The organism is Capnocytophaga sp. CM59 (assembly GCF_000293175.1).
GTDB lineage: Bacteria > Bacteroidota > Bacteroidia > Flavobacteriales > Flavobacteriaceae > Capnocytophaga > Capnocytophaga granulosa.
Genome location: NZ_ALNN01000044.1, coordinates 1 through 20,131, shown reverse-complemented (window position 1 = coordinate 20,131; position 20,131 = coordinate 1). Strand labels below are relative to the sequence as shown.

Below are 20,131 nucleotides of genomic sequence, written 5' to 3'. Positions count from 1 at the left end.
GGGGGGGGGGAGGAGTATTATAGAAAAATATACCAAAGAAGCTGATAAATACATAGAGAGTGTATGGCAGGAGTATCCCGATAGCTTCTTTCACTATCCTGAGACACGCTATACCATTGCCAAAGTAGCTCAGGCGTATCTCAATCACAATGAACAGGAGGCTATTCGGGTAGCGGAAGCAGCTCTGGAACGAAATCTTAGGGCTAAGCCGCTCTATGTGTTTGACGAATATTTCCAGACGCCTGACATCTTGGTCTCCAAGTTGTGCAATGCGCTGATATGGATGGGGAAGATTGATTTTGCGATAGAGATCTACTCTACCTATTCGCAAGAGTTGTTCTTGAGCAAGGATCCTGTGGAGCAACAATCGCAAACCTTTGTCTATGAGCGCGATACCAACTTTGCGGCACAAACAGTGGATATACTTCGCCTGTTTGACCCTAATATACCTGTTTTGGAGTCCAAACGGCAACCACACTGGAAGACAAAGCGTTATGAGCAGGTACAGCAATTTCTCATTGCCCTAAAGGCTTGTCCGCGTACCAAGCTCACCCAAAAGCGTATCCTCAAGGAACACCTCCGTGCGTTGGCAAAAGAACTGAACTATGGCGTAGTAGAAGAACTCATCAAAGTAGTGACTAGTGACTAACGACGAGTGACTAGTCACTCGTCGTTAGTCACTGGTCACTATCTTGTCACTATTTCTGCGGTAAGGCCTGCGCGGGTGAGGCGGCTACAGCGGGGCAGGAGGTCTTCGTAGGAACCCTCTTTTACGGGGCATTTGCCTGAGAAGTGCACTAGGGCGGCACACTGTTCTGCCTGTTCGTAAGTGTGATCACATACCTCCATAAGCAGTTCTATGACGTAGTCAAAGGTATTGTAATCATCGTTGTAGAGCATGATTTGGTAGAGGTCGGCATACTCTGTGAGAAGGTCTTCGTCGTATGCCTCATTGGGTAGGGGTTGGGTCTGTGGCATAGGTATCGTTTTGGGTTAGGGTTGTTTGATAGGATTTTTCTTCTTGTTTTTCTTTTTCTGATCTCCCGCACGGAAGAAAGCACGCTTGGCGGCGCGTTCTTCGGCTTTTTTCTTGGAGGTATCATGCGCTTTGGCATAGACTTTTTCGTTGATCATCACCTTGGCTTGGAAGTGCTTGGTGTTGCCCTGATAGGTGGTGTCTTCTTCGGAAACGAAAGCGATGGTCTTGTGGTACTTCTGTGCCCACTCTACCATTAGGGATTTGTAGCTGATAACCTTGTGCTCCAAGTCTCTCATGCTTAAGTTGTTATCTATCAGGATACGATGTATGAACTCGGTGGCCTTACCATAGCCCAAGTCCAAGTAAATTGCCCCTACGAGGGCTTCCAATAGATTCCCCGTGATGTTGCCGCTAAGCAGTACGGTCTTCTTATCGGTCAGTAGGTAGTCCCTCAGGCGTAGCTGTTCGCCTATTTGGTTGAGGTTCTCTCGCCTTACCATACGGGTACGCATCTTGGTCAGATCCCCTTCGTTCTTGTCGGGGGCCTGTAGGAAGACAAAGTGAGCGATGACCGCACCGAGTATGGCATCGCCAAGGAACTCCAAGCGTTCGTAGCTCACATGGGGCGCAGTCCCCTCACAGCGAGCCGTACCAAGGGTAAAAGCCTCCTGGTAGTAATGGATCTCCTTAGGGCGGAAGCCTAAGAGATTCTCCATTTTAGCAAAAAATATCCCGTCTTTTTTTTGAAAACGGGATATTATTTTTTTTAAGAATAGCATCTAATCCAATTTTTTGAACAATACACAAGCATTATGTCCTCCAAAACCAAAGGTGTTACTCATGGCAACCTTTACCTCACGTTTTTGTGGTTGGTTAAAGGTGAAGTTGAGTTTTTGGTCTATGTTCTCATCAGGGTTTTCAAAGTTGATGGTTGGAGGGACTACTTGGTGTGTGATAGCCAGTACAGAAGCGATGGCCTCTATAGCTCCAGCGGCACCGAGTAGGTGGCCTGTCATGGACTTGGTAGAGTTAAGATTGAGCTTATAGGCATGTTCGCCAAAGACCTCTTTAACGGCCTTCGTCTCAGCTATATCACCTAGTGGAGTGGAAGTACCATGTAGATTGATGGCATCTACGTCCTCTGGGGCGAGATGAGCATCGGCCAAACAGTTCTTCATCACTGCTTTTGCTCCTAGTCCTTCTGGGTGAGGAGCTGTTAGGTGATAGGCATCGGCAGAGAGACCGCCTCCTGCTAGCTCACAGTATATTTTGGCACCACGTGCCTTGGCGTGTTCGTATTCTTCCAAGATGAGCGCTCCTGCACCCTCTCCCAGTACGAACCCATCGCGGGTTACATCGTAAGGGCGAGAAGCACGCTTGTAGTCGTCGTTACGGGTGGAAAGGGCATGCAAAGCATTGAACCCTCCGATACCAGCTTCGTTGACTGCGGCTTCGGAGCCTCCTGTGACCATTACATCGGCATAGCCTAGGCGGATATAGTTCAGCGCATCGATCAGCGCATTGGCCGAAGAGGCACAAGCCGATACGGTGGTGAAGTTAGGCCCGCGCAAGCCATAGCGAATGGAGATCATACCAGGGGCAATGTCGGCAATCATCTTAGGGATAAAGAAAGGGTTGAAGCGGGGTGTACCATCGCCACGACCAAAGGCAAGTACCTCGTCTTGGAAGGTCATCAGTCCCCCGATACCAGCACCCCATATAACTCCGATGCGGTCTTTGTCCTCGTGTTCTAAATCAAGGCCAGCGTCCTTAATTGCTTCATCGGAAGCCACTACGGCAAATTGGGTAAAGCGGTCCATCTTGCGTACCTCTTTCTTGTCTATAAACTCGTTGGGGTCAAAGCCCTTTACCTCACAGGCGAATTGGGTCTTGAACTTGGAAGCGTCAAAGTGCGTAATGAGGTTCGCTCCACTCTCCCCACGAAGGAGTGCGTCCCAATAGGCGTCCAAGGTGTTTCCTATAGGAGTGATGGCGCCTAATCCTGTTACAACTACACGTCTGGTTTGCATAATTAATAGAGGTTTTAAATTAAAATGGTATTACCTACAATATACCAAACGGGGAGTTTTCCTCCCCGTAGAGCATTTCAAGTGAGTATATGCTATTTTTTGTTTTCTTCTATGTACTTAATAGCTTGTCCCACTGTTGAGATGTTTTCTGCCTGATCATCAGGGATTTGAATGTCAAATTCTTTTTCAAATTCCATGATCAACTCTACAGTGTCCAAGGAATCTGCTCCTAGATCATTGGTGAAGCTAGCCTCTGCTACTACTTCTGTTTCATCTACTCCGAGCTTATCCACAATAATAGCTTTTACTCTTGATGCAATGTCTGACATAACTTAAAAATTTTAATTTAACTCGTTGCAAAAGTAAGAAAGTTTTTTTGATTAGCAGTCATATGTTGAAAAAAAAAGCGTGGTTTTTCGCAAATTAGCTGTATATCAATGTTTTAACTCTCTTAAAATATCTTTTTGAGGGGTTAAAATGGGTGTCAAGGAGGAGAATCGTCTTTAAGAAATTCTCTTAAATTCTCAGCAAGGCTGCTTTTTCTGCGCTTTATGGTATGAAAAGTGAAAAAAAATTTATACTTTTGCCCAATATTTATGCCTTATGAGAACTATTTTTTCATGTCTATGCTTGCTACAGGCAGCCGTAGGTTTTTCCCAAAACTTTACACTCACTGGTCGGGTAAGTAGCCCCTATGAGGGTAAGATATACTTGTGGTATGGCGACAAGGTAGATAGTACCGAGGTCTCCAACAAGGAGTTTTATTTCTCAGGACAAGTGCCCTATCCTACCAAAGCCTCTCTTTCGGTGAGTCCTAAGTTCAAGAATACAGGCTTTTTTGTCTTGGAAGCGGGCGATCTCTCTGCTGATATTGCCATAGAAAACCGCCATCAGGTGTATCTTAAAGGGCTTAACGGTAGCCCCTCGCTCAATGAGGTCAAGGATATTCTGATCTTCAGGCATAAGAATGCTTCGCTTTCCAACCTGGCTGATCTGCTAACGCCTCGCTTGGAGAAGCTCATCAAGCGCGAACCTAAGAGCCAGTTTGCTGGTATCCTCTTGTCCGACCTGATGACTGACCGCATACTCCCCTACCGCTATGCTCAAAGGCTCTATGACCTTTTGGACAAACGCACGCAGGACAAGGAAGATATCCAAAAAATAGAACAGATGCTTAGTGCCATGAGCCGAACCCAAGTAGGTAGCCAGCTGCCTGATATGGAGTTTGATACCGAAAAAGGGCGTGAGAAGCTCTCGGCGGCTAAGAAGAAACTCACCTTGGTGCTCTTTACTGCCTCGGATTGTATTGCTTGTGTGGAGGTCACCCGCCAGTTTGCCGAGCTTTACAAGAAATACCACAGTTCGCATGGCTTTACCATCTATGCGGTTTATCTAGATCATGAGCGCAACACTTGGCTTGATCATATCCATCGCGAAGGCTATCGCTTCACTACTCTTATCGCTCCTAAGAAATTCAAGGACGAAACTTTACAATCCTTAGGCATCATAGATGTACCGTCCAACTTCCTCATTGACGAAAATGGCAAGATCCTCGCGGTAAACATTACCCCTAAGGGCGTACATCGTGGCCTTGACCCCGAAGCGGCTGCCTATGTCCCCGTTCCAAAAAAAGTAAAAGGTAAAAAAGTGAAAAAACTTAAATAGTGACTAGTGACCAATGACGAGTGACCAGTGACTAACAACTAAAAACTAACAACTAACGAATGTATATAGAATATATCGGTTATTTTGCCTCGGTATGTATTGTACTGAGCTTTATCATGAAGAAGGTACAGCATATTCGCCTAATCAACTTGATAGGTTGTTTATGCTTTGTTATCTATGGTCTGCTCTACGAACCTAAACTATGGCCTATTATTATTCCTAATGCCCTTATCTGCTTTGTACAAATATACTACCTTAGTAAAAGTAAAAAGTAAAAGGTAAAAAGTAAAAGCCCATACGCTGGCGCGAGTCACATACTTGCTTCCAAGTATTCAGCAACTTTAGCTCGTGCCTAACTATTATTAGAGCTTGTAGCTCGTCCCTTTCATGTGGCGTGCTACAAGCTTTTCATTTTTCACTTTTCGTTTTTCGTTTCTAACTCTTCCCAAAAATCAAAGTAGTTAAACCACTGCAAGGGGTATCGCTGTAGCATCTGTTCCATGCTTTGTGTAAAGGCGCTTAGCAGGCCTTGAGCATCTCTGTGAGCAGTCTGTGCGACACGAGCGTAGAGGTGATAGTGTAGGTTGCGCTCCTTCATCACATAGACGAAGATAACGGGTACCCCCAAGCGGGAGGCAATATGAAAAGGACCCGCAGGAAAGCGCGCCATTTGTCCCAAGAGCGGAGCGGTGAGGTACTTATTGCCCTCAAAATAGCGATCGCCTGTAAGGCAGATAATCCCATGGTGTTGCAAGGCTTCATTGATCTCAAAGATATGAGAGAGGTCGTCCTTGATATAAATGTACTTAGGCGGGGGAGCCGAAGAAATCTCCTGCAAATAGTCCCTAATGGCGGTACGCTCCAGATCTACCGTAACGGTGTGTATCTGGCAATCCTCATCTATCTCCCTGAAGAATGGTTCGGCCATCTCAAAGTTACCAATATGAGCGGAAATAAGTACCCCTCCCTTGTGCGCTCTAAGTAATGCTTGCAAGTGCTCCACGCCATCGAAGTCGTAGGTGAAGCGATCGCGCAACTGAGCCGATACCGCTACCTTGTCAATAATCGTCTGTCCGAAGACAAAGTAATTGCGGTAGAGGCTTACCCAAGTCTTTGCCCACGAATACCCCAAGCGTTGGCGGAAATAATAACGCAACACACGGTTGGAACGCCTTTCGAAGAGGAAGTAATAAAAAGCCACAAAGACAAGCAACCCATAAGCCCAGCGGACACCTAAGTGCTTGATGAGCAGCACAAATATCTTGTACCCCCATACACTTCCCTTGGACTTACCCTGCCATTGGGTCTTGGCCTTTTTATCTTGCATTGATTTTTTCCTCTAAGGTCGTATAAAAATCATTGAAGCTGACAATGGGTTTGAAATCCGCCTCCACGAGTTTTACCCCGAAGGTCTCCTGAATGACCACTACCAAGTCCACATAGTCAAGGCTATCCAAGCCTAAGGACTCGCGAAAATTGGCTTCTGGAGCAATAACCGAGCGATCTACTTCAAACTCTTCTACCAAGATATCATTGATGGTAGCTATAATTTCATCTCTTTTCATAAGTTCTAGTTCTTGGGTGCAAAAATAGGAAAAAAAATTGAATTTTGAATTTTGAGTTTCGAGTTGCTAATAGCTAACCACTGATTCTATGGGGGCAATTTGTCTTTTAATCCTCCTGCTGACCACTGATTACTGACTAATGACCACTGTAACCTATTGACAATCAGCTAAAATGAAAAATAATTGAAATTTTTTTGAAAAAAGTATTGTTAGTTTGAAAAAATGTTGTACCTTTGCACCGCAAAACAAAACAATGGTCTGGTAGTTCAGCTGGTTAGAATACATGCCTGTCACGCATGGGGTCGCGGGTTCGAGTCCCGTCCAGACCGCTAAAAATTTAGTTGTGTTGTTTTGTGTAATATTTGGTTTTACACAGGTTTATTTAAACCAATGAAAGGCTTTCCTATGGAAGGCTTTTTTTATTTAATGACTAATGACAAGTTAATGACTAATGACAAGTGACTAATCCATTCTATTAGTCACTTGTCATTAGTCATTATTTTTTACTTAATCTTAGTGCATTAGTAATTACACTGACGGAGCTAAAGCTCATAGCTAAGGCACCGAGCATGGGTGAGAGCAGTATGCCAAAGAAAGGATACAATACCCCTGCGGCAATGGGAATGCCTACCGTGTTGTACACCAAGGCAAAAAACAAATTCTCCCGTATATTCTTCACTACGGCCTCACTGAGGGTACGCATCTTGACGATTCCGCCCAAGTCTCCTTTGACCAAGGTAATCTGTGCACTCTCTATGGCTATATCTGTACCTGTACCCATGGCTATTCCCACATGAGCTTGCGCTAAGGCGGGCGCATCATTGATACCATCTCCTGCCATGGCCACAATCTTTCCTTGTTGCTGCAGGTGCTGTACTTCCTTTTGCTTATCTTCGGGAAGCATGCCCGCCTTGTAGTGGGTAAGACCCAGTTGCTGGGCTACTGCCTGAGCGGTAATAGGATTATCACCGGTGAGCATAACCACGGTAATTCCCTGCTCTTGTAAGGCCTTGACAGCTTGAGCGGCAGTATCTTTGACCTTATCGGCTATAGCTACGGCGGCAATCACTTCTTTTTCTATAGCCAGAAAAGAAAGTGTTTGCCCTTGACGCTGTGCTTCTGTTACTTGGCTGAGCTGCCCCTCAGTAAGAGTAGCTCCGATCTCCTGCATGAGTCGGTCATTGCCAAAATAATAATGTTTGCCCTCATAGGTTGCCTCTACCCCACGTCCTGCTAAGGCCTTGAAATCGGTCATAGCAAGGGGAATTATTCCATGTTCGGCTGCATAAGTATTAGTTGCCTTGGCCAAAGGGTGTTCGCTGGATTTATTCACTCCATAGAGAATTGGCCATAGGGTTTGCTCGTTATATCCTGCCCAAGGGATAAGCACCCTTACACTGGGCTTGCCTTCAGTAAGAGTACCTGTCTTATCTACAATCAAGGTATCCACTTGCTTCATACGCTCTAAGGCCTCCGCATTCTTGATGAGAATTCCCTGCCGTGCCCCTTTGGTAACCCCTACCATGACTGATACAGGGGTAGCTAAGCCCAAGGCACAAGGACAAGCGATGATAAGCACTGCAATGGCATTGACCAAAGCATATTCGTAGGCGTGTTCTTTAGCAAAAACTGCCCAGATGATAAAGGTCAAGACAGATACAGCTACCACAATAGGAACAAAGTAAGCGGCAATACGGTCGGCCAACTTTTGGATAGGGGCACGGCTAGTGGTAGCCTGCTGTACCATGGCAACAATCTGGGAAAGCAGCGTATCGCTACCCACCTTCTCGGCTTGCATGACAAAGGCCTGAGCGCCATTGATAGTTCCTGCCGATACGGTGTCGCCCGTTTGCTTTTCCACCGGTAGCGGTTCTCCTGTAATCATACTCTCGTCTATCGTAGCCATCCCTGTGGTGATACGGCCATCTACAGGGATTTTAGCCCCAGGTCTTACCCTGAGTAGGTCGCCCTTGACAACCTGCTCTACAGGCACTTCCTTTTCCTCTTCTCCTATGAGCTTTATAGCGGTATTAGGTGCTAACTGGAGCAGCATACGCACCGCCTCTTGGGTACGTCCGTGAGCATTGGCCTCCAAGAGTTGGCCTAAGATAACCAAAGTAAGAATCACCGTGGTAGCTTCAAAATAGAGGGGCACCGAACCATGTTCCTTGAACTGCTCTGGCAGGCTATCAGGCAGGCAGAGCGCTACTACGCTAAAGCCCCAAGCTGCTGCTGCACCAATACCAATAAGGGTAAACATGTTGAACCGCAGCGTTTTTATACTCACCCATGCGCGGACAAAGTACGTCCATCCATAGTAGAAAACCACAGGTAGTGATAGGGCAAACTGTACCCAGTTCCAATAAGTAACGGGCATCAGCCTATACATAGGGTTGCCATGCCACATACCCCCCATAGCAATGATAAAAATAGGCAAGGTAAAAGCCACTGCTCCCCAAAACTGACGGCGTAGCTCCTGGCGCTTCTGCTGTTCTTGCCCGCCTCCTTTGAGGCTCTCAGTGGAGACCTGCTCCACTAAGTCCATTCCACAAACAGGACAATGGCCAGGATGGTCGTAGGTCTTGTTCCCCTCACAGCGCATCGGGCAGTAATACACCCCTGTCCCGTTGTGGGTAGAGGCTTGAGGCTTAGGCGCAGATGTAGCCTCCTCCAAGGAGGTTACCAAGGTGTAATGAGTACCCTCCAAGGCGGTTTTAAGCGTTTCAAAAGGCACATGTTGGCTCATCTCCACTACAGCGGTTTTCTCCTTAGCATTGGCCACGACCTTGCTGACACCCTCTATAGCCTCCAGACTCTTTTTGACGGTCATCTCGCAGCCGCTACAACTCATGCCCTTTACATAATAGGTGTGTGTCATCTTGTCAGTTTTTTTCAATAGTGTAATCAGTACCTTCTAAGGCCTTTTGGAGTGCTGGCAAAGACACTTCTTCTTTGGATTCTACAAAGGCCTTTTGTGCGTTAAAATCTACTTTAACGGCAGTAACGCCTGCTACTTTAGACAATCTTTCTTCTACGGTAGTTGCACACCCAGTGCAGCCCATTCCTTTGATAGTATATGTTTTCATGAGATTATTTATTTATACGCTTTCCTCCCTCAAATACTGTGCCAAAGGGGAAATACTAACAGAATGACATAGAATAATGGTTAATGATTAATGGTTAATGAGTTAGGGAATTAATCATTGATCATTATTGGCATTAATCATTATTTTTTGTATTTTTGCGTTTTCGTATTTGAAGGGAAAATTGAAATAAGAGCGAATCGAAATAGGGCGAATCGAAATAGGGCGAATCGAAATAGGGCGAATTGCCTCACATACTCTGCTAGCGCAGACTTTGCCCCTACAGCACACCCATGACACATTTACACACACATATATAACGAATGGCCAACACATGTCGTAGGGGCGAATGGCAATTCGCCCACACAAAGAATAATTAAGCAATTTTTACCCTCTCATAAGCAAGGTAAAATTTTAATTGTAACTCATTGATTATCAATCCAAAAATATCGATAAGCAATTTTTGAAAGGAAATAAGCAATTTTTTGCACCTATAACCCCTAACACAATGGAAATAACCAAAGCAAACCGAAAATGGCTCGATGACCTACACCTCTCTCACCCTGTGGTGATTGCTGGCCCTTGTAGTGCCGAGACCGAAGAACAAGTCCTTAAAATCGCCCATGCACTCAAGGATACCGATGTTACTTACTACCGTGCTGGTATTTGGAAACCGCGTACCCGCCCAGGTATGTTCGAGGGCGTAGGTGCCTTGGGTCTCAAATGGCTCGAACGCGTTAAGAAAGAAACAGGCCTGAAAACCGCTACCGAGGTAGCCAACAAAGACCATGTGAGATTGGCCTTGGAGCACGATATTGACTTGCTCTGGATCGGTGCCCGCTCTACCGTGAGCCCCTTTATCGTACAGGAAATTGCCGACGAACTTAAGGGTACCGACAAAGTCATCTTGGTCAAGAACCCTGTAAACCCCGACCTCTCCCTATGGATAGGCGCCATAGAGCGCTTGCTTAGGGCAGATATCAAAAACTTAGGGGTCATTCACCGCGGCTTCTCTACCTATGAGAAGACCCAGTACCGCAATATCCCTGAGTGGCAGTTGGTCATAGAATTGCAAAATAAGTTCCCCGACCTGCCTCTTATCTGTGACCCTTCACATATCACTGGTAATCGCGAACTGATTTTTGATGTGTCACAGACAGCACTAGATCTGAACTTCAACGGACTGATGATCGAGACCCACTGCACCCCCGATGAGGCTTGGAGCGATGCCGCCCAACAGGTTACCCCTGAGCGATTGGTAGATATCATGAACGATTTGCGTATCCGCCAGACTTCCTTCGGCGAGGGCGACTATGCTTCTCAAATCAGTTCCTTGCGCTCTCGTATCGATATATTGGACGACGAACTCTTGGAACTGCTCAAAAAGCGTATGCTCCTCTCCGACGAAATAGGTAAGCTCAAGAAAGCCAACAATGTGGCCATCCTACAGAACACCCGTTGGCATGAAATCCTTGGCAAAATGATTCTTGAGGGGGAAAAATATAACCTTAGTGAGGAATTTGTGATAAAAATCTTCAAGGCAATACACCAAGAATCCATCAACCGACAAGAGAAAATCGTCAAAGGCAAATAATCCATGGCTGTGCACCTCTTCTTTAATTTTTCTTACGATGCTGATTTCCAACTCTTCCTTCCGCATGCCTTTGTGGCTGAACAACGGAATGGTTGCTGGTACCTACTACGAAAGGCTACCGAGGAGGTGCTTAAGAACAGCCCTATAGAACTCTCTGTGGTAGAGAAAGAGGCCTTGGTGCTATCCCATAGCCTTGACCCCCTGCTCTTATTCGAAAAATATACCGATCGGAAACACCCGCTCTCTGAGTGTTATAAGGACAAGACCAAGAAGAAGTATATTCAGCAACAGATAGAGAGCAAGGCCAATGCCCTACTCACCCTGATTGCCCAGCATAAGTTGTGGCTTGTGGTGAACTGCCAAAAGGAGCAGCCACTGGATCGGCAACTGCTTGAGTGCTCGGATAGGGTGCTGGCTCCTCTGCTGGAGTTTGAGAAAACCCCTACAGGCATCACCTACCGCCTTTTCCTCTTGGACAAAGAAAAATCTCTCCCTTCTGAACATGCTATTACACTGCTTAGCCACGAGGGGCCTTGGATTGTCTGGGATAAGACCTTAGTGCAAGTAGCTCCTATCAGGGCGCTGAACCTCAAGCCGTTTTTGGACAAGACGGCTGTTGCTATCCCTGAGAGTACCATACCCGAATACTTCAACAAGTTCCTCAAGGAGATTATCAAAAAGGTTGATATCAGCACTATAGGCTTTGATATGATCCAAAAGCACCACTTGGTCTCTACCCAAATCAGATGGGTGCACGACTTTATGGCCGATACGTACAAGCTCTATTTGTCTTTTGACTACGATGGCGTTGTCTTCCATAGCAATCAAAGCCGAAACCAGCAATCCCACTTGGAGGTCTTGTCCAATGGCGCTATCCAGATCGAACACTACAAGCGCAACCTCGCTGAGGAGGCCGAGCGAAGCCAATGTTTGGAAGCCCTTGGTTTTGCCGAAGAAGGAGGTAACTTCTTCGTGAAAGACCCCTACCCCTTTGCCTCTTATTTCCTCCTGCTTAAGCATAGGGAAACGCTTGAAGCTCAAGGCTTTGTCCTCTCCGACCTTGAGATTAACGGACAGAAAGTCAATACAGCTGCCTTCTCCCTTAGCTTTGGAGAAACCACTGAGGCCAATGATTGGTTTGACCTACATATTACCCTCACCCAAGGAACACATCAAATACATTTCTCACAACTTATCAAGAACCTACGGGAGCACAATCCCCTCTATCCCCTACCCGATGGCACACTGTTTGTCATTCCAAAGGAGTGGTTTGCCAAATACGAGAAAATCAGTAAGTTTGCCCGTGTGGTAGATCATAAAGTACAACTGCCCAAGAGTAACTACACCCTCTTGGAAGAGCTGCCCGAGCTCCGCCCTATGGCTCCCATGGCTGAAGTCCAGTATAGCCCCTCCCCCAATCTCAAAGCTACACTGCGCCCCTACCAAAGGGAAGGCGTCCAATGGCTCCTGCAACATCATTATAATGGTTTAGGCGCCTGCCTTGCTGACGATATGGGGCTGGGTAAGACCCTACAGACCATTGCCCTCTTGGTACACATACATGATAGCTTGCCTGAGAGGGAAAACCCTTTCCCTACCTCTATCTTTGACCTTGGCAAGCCACAAAAGGAAGCCCTCAAGTGCCTTATTATCATGCCTTCCTCCTTGCTATTCAACTGGTATGAGGAAATCAAGCGCTTTGCTCCTCATCTATCTTGTACCCAGTATGTAGGCTTAGACAGGAAGAACAAGGCTCTCCGACTCTCCAACTATGATATTGTGCTCAGTAGCTACCCCATTGTCCTGAGAGACGCTAAATTACTGGAGCGCTATAGCTTTCGCTATATCATTCTGGACGAAAGCCAACGTATCAAAAACAACAATTCCAAGATATTCAAGACCATCAGCACGCTCAAGGCCGAACACAAGATCTCCCTCAGTGGTACCCCTATTGAAAACTCGCTATCTGACCTATGGGCACAGATGCAGTTCATCAACCCCAATATCTTGGGTAGCTATAGCCAATTCAACAAGTATTTCCGCACCGAGATAGAGAAGAAGCACAACCCTATTGCCTTGGAAGAACTCAAAGGTATCATCAGCCCCTTCCTGCTTAGGCGTACCAAGCAGCAAGTACTACAAGACCTACCCGATATGGAGGAACAAATTGCCTATTGCCCCATGAGCGAGACTCAAGAGAAGTGGTATGAACAGGAGAAATCCAAGGTGCGCAACCAGCTATTGCATATTGACACCGAGGCGGATCCTGCTGCTGTGAAGCTCAACACGCTTAATATGCTCACCAAGCTGCGACAGATCAGCAACCATCCTCGCCTGGTAGATCCACAAAGCGAGATCCCTTCAGGCAAATACGAAGAGGTAACCAGCCACTTAGAACAACTATGGCGTGCAGGACAGAAAGCACTTGTTTTTAGCAGTTTTGTTTCCCACTTAGCCATTTATGAAGATTGGTGCCAAAAGGAGAAATTTAAGTACGTTTCGCTCACTGGAGCCACTTCCTTAGAAGGTCGTCAAAGAGCGGTAGAGCAGTTCCAGAACAATCAAGACGTATCCTTTTTCTTTATCTCGCTCAAGGCAGGAGAAGTAGGGCTAAACCTTACCGCAGCCTCGTATGTACTCTTGCTTGACCCTTGGTGGAATCCCTTCTCTGAGCGGCAAGCTATAGGGCGCGCTCACCGTATGGGACAACAGCACAAGGTCAATGTCATTCGTTTTGTCAGCCGTAACACCCTTGAGGAGAAGATCATACACCTCCAGCAGAGCAAAAAAGAACTCTCCGAGCACCTCATAGAAGAAGACAACCTCAAGAACGAGGCTTTAGAACACTTAGAAGAACTCCTGCAATAGTGACTAATGACAAGTGACAAGTGACTAACCACTAAAACAAAAAAATGACCAATGACGAATCGTCATTGGTCATTTAATCGTTTGTCATTTAGATTAAACCTTATTCTTTATGAGCATTACTTCAATAATAGAAATTGCGGTTTTTTCTGGTACAGTAAGCAATTCAGCCAATTGGTTGATCATGTCCTTTTCTTCTTCTTCGAGTACGCCGTCAGAAGTAGCGATATCTACTGCACAAGCGAAAGCAGTCAAGCGAAGATCAGAAGGAAGTGCTGCCACTGATTTCTCTACCAAGCTACCTGGGCCTTCTTTTTTAAGAATGCGGAAGAGCTTGTCAAATAGCTTATCAAAAGCTGCTCCTGAATAGTTATCATAGAGGCTAAGACGGTTCATGTAATTGACAATCTCGTCCCACTCTCCACGACCTACGTTACCATCGGCTCCAGCCATGGCAAGGGCAATCCCTGCGAAGGATTCTTGTTCGTTTAGTTTCACCTCCTCAGTTACAGCCTGGAAGATTTTTCCGAATAAACTCATAAAACTTTATTTTTAAATACTTGGGCAAAGATATAGAAAAAAACCGAATAAACAAATTTTTATTTCACTTTTTTAATGATTAATAGCTAATGAGTTAGAAATTTAATCATTATTGGCATTAATCATTAATCGATTGGTTCTCTCATCAGGGAAGATGACGGTGGGTTGGAAGGTCTTAGCCTCCTCAAAATCCATCAGGGCATAGGAGATGATAATGACGATATCGCCTTTTTGCACCTTGCGAGCTGCAGGGCCGTTGAGGGTAATAGTGCCTGAGTTGCGTTCGCCACGAATGATATATGTGTCAAAACGCTCACCGTTATTGACATTCACAATGGAAACTTTTTCCCCTACAATAAGGTTAGCCGCCTCCAAAAGAGCCTCATCTATAGTGATGCTCCCTATATAATCCAAGTCCGCTCCGGTTACTTTTACGCGGTGGATTTTTGATTTTAATACTTCTATTTTCATAGGACAAAGGTAAAAAATTATTGGATAACTATAGGCTTTTCCCTTCCATTTTTTGTATATTTGCTTTCTGAACCTTCATACTAATCGTTATGAGAAAGTTATTACTTTTATCCCTACTCTTGGTCGGTTGCAAACCACTTCTATTCATTGAAGTTCCCCCCGACATGCAGCTCGATACGAGTTTTCATGCTAAGAATCCCCATAAGGTAGTACTCTTTGTAGAGCATGATGTCTACTACAAGCAAGCTCAGACCAACCCCGATTATAGGGCTGCCAAAGAGCGTATTTCGTCACTGCTCCCTCCTGCCTCTAACAAATGTCTTTGTGGCATTACCGTACGGGGCGGTATTGTAAGGATAGACGGGAAGAAATCCTGGGTGATTGACATAGAGCAACTCCCCACTATAGCCGCCTTGGTACTCTACCGAGACAAAGGAAAGCCAGAGGTGGTGACCGATCCCAAGCAGTATGAGAAACGCTTACGCAAAATGTGGAAAGACTCTCAATAAAAAATCTCTTCCCCACGGGGGAAGAGACTTTCGTATTGTAAAAACTAAGAAAAGAATTATTTTAATTCTACTTCTGCACCAGCTTCTTCTAGTGATTTCTTAAGGTTTTCAGCATCAGCTTTAGAAATACCTTCTTTCACTTTAGAAGGAGCACCATCCACTACTTCTTTAGCTTCTTTTAGTCCAAGACCAGTAAGGTCTTTTACTAATTTCACTACTGCCAATTTGTTAGCTCCTGCATTTTTGAGGATTACATCAAATTCAGTTTTTTCAGCAGCAGCTTCTCCAGCGCCAGCAGCAGGGCCAGCAGCTACAGCTACAGCAGCAGCTGCAGGTTCTATACCATACTCATCTTTAAGGATTTGAGCAAGCTCGTTTACTTCCTTAACTGTCAAATTTACTAATTGTTCTGCGAAATTTTTCAAATCTGCCATTTCTATCGTTTTTTAATGGTTTATAAATAAATTAATGTGTGTGTCTTACTGACGTTCAGAGAGTGTTTTAACAATTCCTGCAATTTTTCCGCCTCCTGATTTAAGAGCTGAAATAACGTTCTTAGCAGGCGATTGCAAGAGTGAAATGATATCTCCGATAAGTTCTTCTCTAGACTTGATAGCCACAAGAGTATCCAATTGGTTATCACCTACGAATACAGCTTCTTCTATATAAGCACCTTTGAGAAGGAGTTTGTCGGATTTCTTCTTGAAAGCCTGGATGAGTTTTGCAGGAGCGTTACCTACTTCAGCGAACATAAGGGAAGTATTTCCTTTAAGTACGGAAGGAAGTTCTCCAAAGTTCTTATCGGAAGCCTCCATTGCTTTGGCAAGGAAAGTATTTTTTACTACCGATAATTTTATATTAGCTTTAAAACAAGCGCGACGAAGGTCGGAAGTTTCTTTTGCATTAAGGCCGGTGAGGTCTGCCAGATAGATTACATGGTTGGCTGCTAACTGTGCGGTTAAATCCTCTATTATTACTGATTTTTCTTCTTTTGTCATAATTTTCTTTTTTAACTACGTTGTTAGACTACTTTTGTATCTACTGCCACACTCGGACTCATAGTGCTTGAAAGGTAAATAGATTTTACGTAAGTACCTTTAGCGGTGGTTGGTTTTAGCTTAATGAGGGTTTGGATCAGCTCATTGGCATTCTCAGTGAGTTTTTCAGCAGAGAAAGATACTTTACCGATAGCGGCATGTACGATCCCTGTTTTATCCACACGGAAGTCAATCTTACCAGCTTTTACCTCTTGTACGGCCTTACCGATTTCCATAGTTACGGTACCAGTCTTAGGGTTAGGCATAAGCCCACGAGGACCAAGTACACGACCCAAAGGCCCTAACTTACCCATTACAGCTGGCATGGTTACGATCACATCTACATCTGTCCAGCCGTCTTTGATTTTTTGTAGGTACTCGTCCAATCCTACATAGTCAGCGCCAGCGGCTTGTGCTTCAGCTTCTTTGTCTGGAGTAACCAAAGCAAGTACGCGTACATCTTTACCAGTTCCGTGAGGAAGAGTCACCACACCACGTACCATTTGGTTTGCTTTACGAGGGTCTACTCCTAATCTTACTGCGATATCCACAGAGGCGTCAAATTTTGTAAAAGAGATTTCTTTTATTTTCTTGCTTGCCTCTGCAAGGCTATATAGTTTGTCAGCTTCTATTTTAGATAAAGCCTCTTTGTATTTCTTTGTTAGTTTTGCCATAGTCCGTCAATTAAAAAGGTTTATCTCCAGTGATTGCGATACCCATAGAGCGCGCAGTACCTGCCACCATACTCATAGCCTTCTCAATAGTGAAAGCACTAAGGTCAGGCATTTTATCTTCAGCGATAGCACGTACTTGATCCCAAGTGATATTGGCTACCTTTTTACGGTTAGGCTCACCAGAGCCTCCCTTAGCTTTGGCTGCTTCCAAGAGTTGAACTGCCGCAGGTGGGGTCTTGATCACAAATTCAAAAGATTTGTCTTTGTATACGGAGATCACCACTGGTAATACTTTACCTGGCTTGTCCTGTGTGCGTGCATTGAATTGCTTACAGAACTCCATGATGTTAACTCCAGCAGCCCCCAAGGCAGGTCCAACCGGTGGCGAAGGATTCGCAGCACCTCCCTTAACTTGTAGTTTAACTACTTTGTGTAATTCTTTTGCCATTGTTCAACTTTAATTTATAATTCTATAATATATTCTTTCTTAATAGGCGAATTGCCATTCGCCTCTACATGCGGCCAATTGTCTTTTCTATGTGGGCGAATTGCCATTCGCCCCTACAGTAGGGCCATTTGCTGTTTATATTTTCTCCACTTGAGTATAGCTAAGTTCAAGTGGGGTTTTTCTTCCAAAAATTTTAACAATTACCTCCAGCTTGCGTTTTTCCTCATTAACCTTTTCCACATTTCCTGTAAAGCCATTGAAAGGTCCGTCTATTACTTTGACTGATTCTCCTACGGCATAAGGAATTGCTACAACTTCTACCTTTTCTTGCAATTCGTCTACGATACCGAGCATACGGTTCACTTCGGATTTACGGATAGGAGTAGGAGCACCGCCCTTCGTTTCGCCTAAGAAGCCTATCACTCCTGATATACCTTTGATTATATGGGAAATCTCTCCAGAGAGGTCAGCCTTAATCATTACATAGCCAGGGAAGAAGACTCTTTCTACATTAATCTTTTTCCCGTTGCGTAGTTGTGGCACCTTTTCGGTAGGAACCAGTACTTGTTCTACATAGTCAGCATAACCAAGGCGGCTAATTTCGGACTCTATGTAGTTCTTTACTCTGTTCTCTTGGCCACTTACAGCACGTACTACATACCACTTTTTTTCAAGGACTGCCATTTAGAAAATTTTAAATATCTGTGCTATGAAGCTCTCAAATATGAAATCAACTCCAGCGATAAATAAGGAAAATACAACGGAGAAAATAGTTACTACCCACAGTAGGCGTTGCGCCTCGGCAAAGGGTGTCCAAGTAACATTCTGTGTCAATTCTGTGTAAGATTCTCTGATATAGTTTATCATTACTTTCCGTTTTATTAAGTTTGTAAAAAACTATCTTGGCACGGGTGGAGGGATTCGAACCCCCATCAACGGTTTTGGAGACCGCTATTCTACCCTTGAACTACACCCGTATAAAAAGAGTTTTGTTGCCAAAACCCTTTTTGAAACATTTAATATTATGAAATCAAGATTTCTTAGTCAAGGATTTCAGTTACCTGACCAGCACCTACGGTACGACCTCCTTCACGGATAGCGAAGCGAAGACCTACGTTAAGAGCGATAGGTTGTAGCAATTCTACAGTAATGGTAAGGTTATCCCCAGGCATTACCATATCTACACCTTCAGGAAGGTTGATAGTACCAGTAACGTCGGTTGTACGTACGTAGAACTGAGGACGGTAGTTATTGTGGAATGGAGTGTGACGTCCACCTTCTTCTTTTTTCAAGATATACACCTCAGCTTTGAATTTAGCGTGTGGTTTTACAGAACCTGGTTTGCAGATTACCATACCACGACGGATATCTTTTTTGTCGATACCACGAAGCAATAGACCTACGTTATCACCAGCTTCACCACGGTCAAGGATTTTCTTGAACATTTCTACCCCAGTGATAGTAGAGGTAAGCTTATCAGCACCCATACCGATGATTTCAACAGCATCACCTGTGTTAGCGATACCAGTTTCGATACGTCCTGTAGCTACAGTACCACGACCAGTGATAGTGAACACGTCCTCGATAGGCATCAAGAATGGTTTATCAATATCACGTTGTGGAAGCTCGATCCAGTTATCTACTGCATCCATAAGCTGCATTACAGTATCTACCCATTTTTGTTCGCCGTTAAGCGCTCCAAGAGCAGAACCTTGGATTACAGGGCCATTATCACCATCGTAGTCATAGAAAGAAAGAAGTTCACGTACTTCCATTTCTACAAGTTCCAATAGTTCAGGGTCGTCCACCATATCCACTTTGTTAAGGAACACAACGATACGAGGAATACCTACCTGGCGACCAAGAAGGATGTGCTCACGAGTTTGTGGCATAGGCCCGTCGGTAGCAGCTACCACAAGGATAGCACCGTCCATCTGAGCAGCACCAGTAACCATGTTCTTTACATAGTCGGCGTGTCCTGGACAGTCCACGTGTGCATAGTGACGGTTCTTAGTTTGATATTCTACGTGTGAAGTGTTGATGGTAATACCACGCTCTTTTTCTTCAGGAGCGTTATCAATAGAGTCGAAACTTCTCGCTTCGGAGAGACCTGCATCAGCCAATACTTTAGTAATAGCAGCAGTCAAGGTTGTTTTTCCGTGGTCAACGTGTCCAATAGTACCAATGTTAAGGTGCGGTTTGGAGCGGTCAAAATTCTCTTTTGCCATGTTTAAATAATTTTAATCTTAGTTATAGAAAATCAATATATAAAGGTATGTTATTATATACTACAAAAGAGCCAATGACGAGATTTGAACTCGTGACCTCTTCCTTACCAAGGAAGCGCTCTACCCCTGAGCTACATCGGCTTTTCAAGAGCGGGAGACGAGGTTCGAACTCGCGACATTCAGCTTGGAAGGCTGACGCTCTACCAACTGAGCTACTCCCGCTTTTTAATACAATATGTCTTTCAAAATAGTGGGGAGAACAGGATTCGAACCTGTGAAGGTGAAAACCAGCAGATTTACAGTCTGCCCTCGTTGGCCGCTTGAGTATCTCCCCTCAAGTTAAAAATCAACAAATAACGATAAACATCGAGCCGGTAGAGGGATTCGAACCCACGACCCCGAGATTACAAATCACGTGCTCTGGCCAACTGAGCTATACCGGC

Annotated in this window: 22 protein-coding genes, 6 tRNA genes and 1 pseudogene; 7 read left to right on the top strand and 22 right to left on the bottom strand. The window is 44.9% G+C overall.

What is annotated here, in order from left to right:
• A pseudogene (locus HMPREF1154_RS13550) lies at positions 1–649 on the top strand (hypothetical protein); the annotation flags it as partial.
• Positions 650–687: 38 nt separating this feature from the next.
• Here HMPREF1154_RS13550 and HMPREF1154_RS09860 read toward each other — a convergent pair.
• From HMPREF1154_RS09860 to HMPREF1154_RS09845, 4 genes are all read right to left on the bottom strand, one after another.
• The gene (locus HMPREF1154_RS09860; protein WP_009642425.1) at positions 688–978 is read right to left on the bottom strand and encodes an ATP-dependent Clp protease adaptor ClpS; all 291 of its coding nucleotides are present in this window, start codon (positions 976–978) and stop codon (positions 688–690) included.
• A gap of 15 nt (positions 979–993) precedes the next feature.
• The gene (gene rnc, locus HMPREF1154_RS09855; RefSeq protein ID WP_009642429.1) at positions 994–1,758 is read right to left on the bottom strand and encodes a ribonuclease III; all 765 of its coding nucleotides are present in this window, start codon (positions 1,756–1,758) and stop codon (positions 994–996) included.
• Positions 1,759–3,009: a beta-ketoacyl-ACP synthase II gene (gene fabF, locus HMPREF1154_RS09850; protein WP_009642437.1), complete on the bottom strand. Its 1,251-nt coding sequence runs from the start codon at positions 3,007–3,009 to the stop codon at positions 1,759–1,761.
• Between the two features lie 92 nt (positions 3,010–3,101).
• Positions 3,102–3,338, bottom strand: coding sequence for an acyl carrier protein (locus HMPREF1154_RS09845; protein WP_009642427.1), 237 nt, complete (start codon positions 3,336–3,338; stop codon positions 3,102–3,104).
• 274 nt (positions 3,339–3,612) lie between these two features.
• Here HMPREF1154_RS09845 and HMPREF1154_RS09840 point away from each other — a divergent pair, with 274 nt between their 5' ends.
• Together HMPREF1154_RS09840 and HMPREF1154_RS09835 are read left to right on the top strand one after the other, a co-directional pair.
• A complete protein-coding gene (locus HMPREF1154_RS09840) occupies positions 3,613–4,674 on the top strand; it encodes a TlpA disulfide reductase family protein (protein WP_034567306.1) in 1,062 nt (353 codons plus the stop codon).
• 59 nt (positions 4,675–4,733) lie between these two features.
• Positions 4,734–4,949 carry a hypothetical protein gene (locus HMPREF1154_RS09835; RefSeq protein ID WP_009642435.1) on the top strand — a complete coding sequence of 72 codons (216 nt, stop codon included), beginning with the start codon at positions 4,734–4,736 and terminating at the stop codon, positions 4,947–4,949.
• Between the two features lie 140 nt (positions 4,950–5,089).
• On the opposite strand, the gene HMPREF1154_RS09830 is transcribed toward HMPREF1154_RS09835, so the two are convergent.
• Together HMPREF1154_RS09830 and HMPREF1154_RS09825 are read right to left on the bottom strand one after the other, a co-directional pair.
• Positions 5,090–6,001: an LpxL/LpxP family acyltransferase gene (locus HMPREF1154_RS09830; protein ID WP_009642432.1), complete on the bottom strand. Its 912-nt coding sequence runs from the start codon at positions 5,999–6,001 to the stop codon at positions 5,090–5,092.
• On the bottom strand, positions 5,991–6,239 hold the full coding sequence (locus HMPREF1154_RS09825) for a phosphopantetheine-binding protein (protein WP_009642431.1): 249 nt from the start codon (positions 6,237–6,239) through the stop codon (positions 5,991–5,993). Before HMPREF1154_RS09825 ends, HMPREF1154_RS09830 begins: the two co-directional genes overlap by 11 nt.
• A gap of 255 nt (positions 6,240–6,494) precedes the next feature.
• Between HMPREF1154_RS09825 and HMPREF1154_RS09820 the strand changes: the two genes are divergently transcribed.
• Positions 6,495–6,568 (top strand) — tRNA-Asp (locus HMPREF1154_RS09820).
• A 167-nt stretch (positions 6,569–6,735) separates the two neighbouring features.
• Here HMPREF1154_RS09820 and HMPREF1154_RS09815 read toward each other — a convergent pair.
• Together HMPREF1154_RS09815 and HMPREF1154_RS09810 are read right to left on the bottom strand one after the other, a co-directional pair.
• Positions 6,736–9,117: a heavy metal translocating P-type ATPase gene (locus HMPREF1154_RS09815; protein WP_009642433.1), complete on the bottom strand. Its 2,382-nt coding sequence runs from the start codon at positions 9,115–9,117 to the stop codon at positions 6,736–6,738.
• A 4-nt stretch (positions 9,118–9,121) separates the two neighbouring features.
• Complete coding sequence (locus HMPREF1154_RS09810) at positions 9,122–9,325, bottom strand: heavy-metal-associated domain-containing protein (RefSeq protein ID WP_009642426.1); 204 nt, start codon at positions 9,323–9,325, stop codon at positions 9,122–9,124.
• Between the two features lie 505 nt (positions 9,326–9,830).
• Between HMPREF1154_RS09810 and HMPREF1154_RS09805 the strand changes: the two genes are divergently transcribed.
• Together HMPREF1154_RS09805 and HMPREF1154_RS09800 are read left to right on the top strand one after the other, a co-directional pair.
• Positions 9,831–10,916 carry a bifunctional 3-deoxy-7-phosphoheptulonate synthase/chorismate mutase type II gene (locus HMPREF1154_RS09805; RefSeq protein WP_009642442.1) on the top strand — a complete coding sequence of 362 codons (1,086 nt, stop codon included), beginning with the start codon at positions 9,831–9,833 and terminating at the stop codon, positions 10,914–10,916.
• 9 nt (positions 10,917–10,925) lie between these two features.
• Positions 10,926–13,784, top strand: coding sequence for a DEAD/DEAH box helicase (locus HMPREF1154_RS09800; protein WP_009642422.1), 2,859 nt, complete (start codon positions 10,926–10,928; stop codon positions 13,782–13,784).
• A gap of 93 nt (positions 13,785–13,877) precedes the next feature.
• Here the strand turns inward: HMPREF1154_RS09800 and HMPREF1154_RS09795 are convergent, their stop codons facing one another.
• Positions 13,878–14,321 (bottom strand): tellurite resistance TerB family protein, encoded by a 444-nt coding sequence (locus tag HMPREF1154_RS09795; protein WP_009642423.1) that lies wholly within the window; start codon positions 14,319–14,321, stop codon positions 13,878–13,880.
• Between the two features lie 102 nt (positions 14,322–14,423).
• The gene (panD, locus tag HMPREF1154_RS09790) at positions 14,424–14,792 is read right to left on the bottom strand and encodes an aspartate 1-decarboxylase (RefSeq protein ID WP_009642444.1); all 369 of its coding nucleotides are present in this window, start codon (positions 14,790–14,792) and stop codon (positions 14,424–14,426) included.
• Positions 14,793–14,881: 89 nt separating this feature from the next.
• On the opposite strand from panD, the gene HMPREF1154_RS09785 reads away from it, so the two are divergent.
• The gene (locus tag HMPREF1154_RS09785; protein ID WP_034567303.1) at positions 14,882–15,301 is read left to right on the top strand and encodes a hypothetical protein; all 420 of its coding nucleotides are present in this window, start codon (positions 14,882–14,884) and stop codon (positions 15,299–15,301) included.
• A 56-nt stretch (positions 15,302–15,357) separates the two neighbouring features.
• Here HMPREF1154_RS09785 and rplL read toward each other — a convergent pair whose 3' ends face one another.
• From rplL to HMPREF1154_RS09725, 12 genes are all read right to left on the bottom strand, one after another.
• Positions 15,358–15,735, bottom strand: a complete 378-nt coding sequence (rplL, locus tag HMPREF1154_RS09780; RefSeq protein WP_009642430.1) for a 50S ribosomal protein L7/L12 — start codon at positions 15,733–15,735, stop codon at positions 15,358–15,360.
• Positions 15,736–15,780: 45 nt separating this feature from the next.
• Entirely contained in the window at positions 15,781–16,299 is a 519-nt protein-coding gene (gene rplJ, locus HMPREF1154_RS09775) for a 50S ribosomal protein L10 (RefSeq protein WP_009642436.1), read from the bottom strand.
• Between the two features lie 23 nt (positions 16,300–16,322).
• Positions 16,323–17,012, bottom strand: a complete 690-nt coding sequence (gene rplA, locus HMPREF1154_RS09770) for a 50S ribosomal protein L1 (RefSeq protein WP_009642424.1) — start codon at positions 17,010–17,012, stop codon at positions 16,323–16,325.
• 10 nt (positions 17,013–17,022) lie between these two features.
• Positions 17,023–17,460, bottom strand: a complete 438-nt coding sequence (gene rplK, locus HMPREF1154_RS09765; protein ID WP_016420961.1) for a 50S ribosomal protein L11 — start codon at positions 17,458–17,460, stop codon at positions 17,023–17,025.
• Between the two features lie 135 nt (positions 17,461–17,595).
• The gene (gene nusG / locus HMPREF1154_RS09760; protein ID WP_009642440.1) at positions 17,596–18,144 is read right to left on the bottom strand and encodes a transcription termination/antitermination protein NusG; all 549 of its coding nucleotides are present in this window, start codon (positions 18,142–18,144) and stop codon (positions 17,596–17,598) included.
• The gene (secE, locus tag HMPREF1154_RS09755) at positions 18,145–18,327 is read right to left on the bottom strand and encodes a preprotein translocase subunit SecE (RefSeq protein ID WP_009642443.1); all 183 of its coding nucleotides are present in this window, start codon (positions 18,325–18,327) and stop codon (positions 18,145–18,147) included.
• A gap of 36 nt (positions 18,328–18,363) precedes the next feature.
• Positions 18,364–18,437: transfer RNA gene (locus HMPREF1154_RS09750), tRNA-Trp, on the bottom strand.
• A gap of 63 nt (positions 18,438–18,500) precedes the next feature.
• Positions 18,501–19,688 carry an elongation factor Tu gene (gene tuf / locus HMPREF1154_RS09745; protein ID WP_002666853.1) on the bottom strand — a complete coding sequence of 396 codons (1,188 nt, stop codon included), beginning with the start codon at positions 19,686–19,688 and terminating at the stop codon, positions 18,501–18,503.
• Positions 19,689–19,757: 69 nt separating this feature from the next.
• Positions 19,758–19,829, bottom strand: a tRNA-Thr gene (locus tag HMPREF1154_RS09740).
• Positions 19,830–19,837: 8 nt separating this feature from the next.
• Positions 19,838–19,910, bottom strand: a tRNA-Gly gene (locus HMPREF1154_RS09735).
• A gap of 29 nt (positions 19,911–19,939) precedes the next feature.
• A tRNA-Tyr gene (locus HMPREF1154_RS09730) sits at positions 19,940–20,022 on the bottom strand.
• A gap of 35 nt (positions 20,023–20,057) precedes the next feature.
• Positions 20,058–20,131: transfer RNA gene (locus tag HMPREF1154_RS09725), tRNA-Thr, on the bottom strand.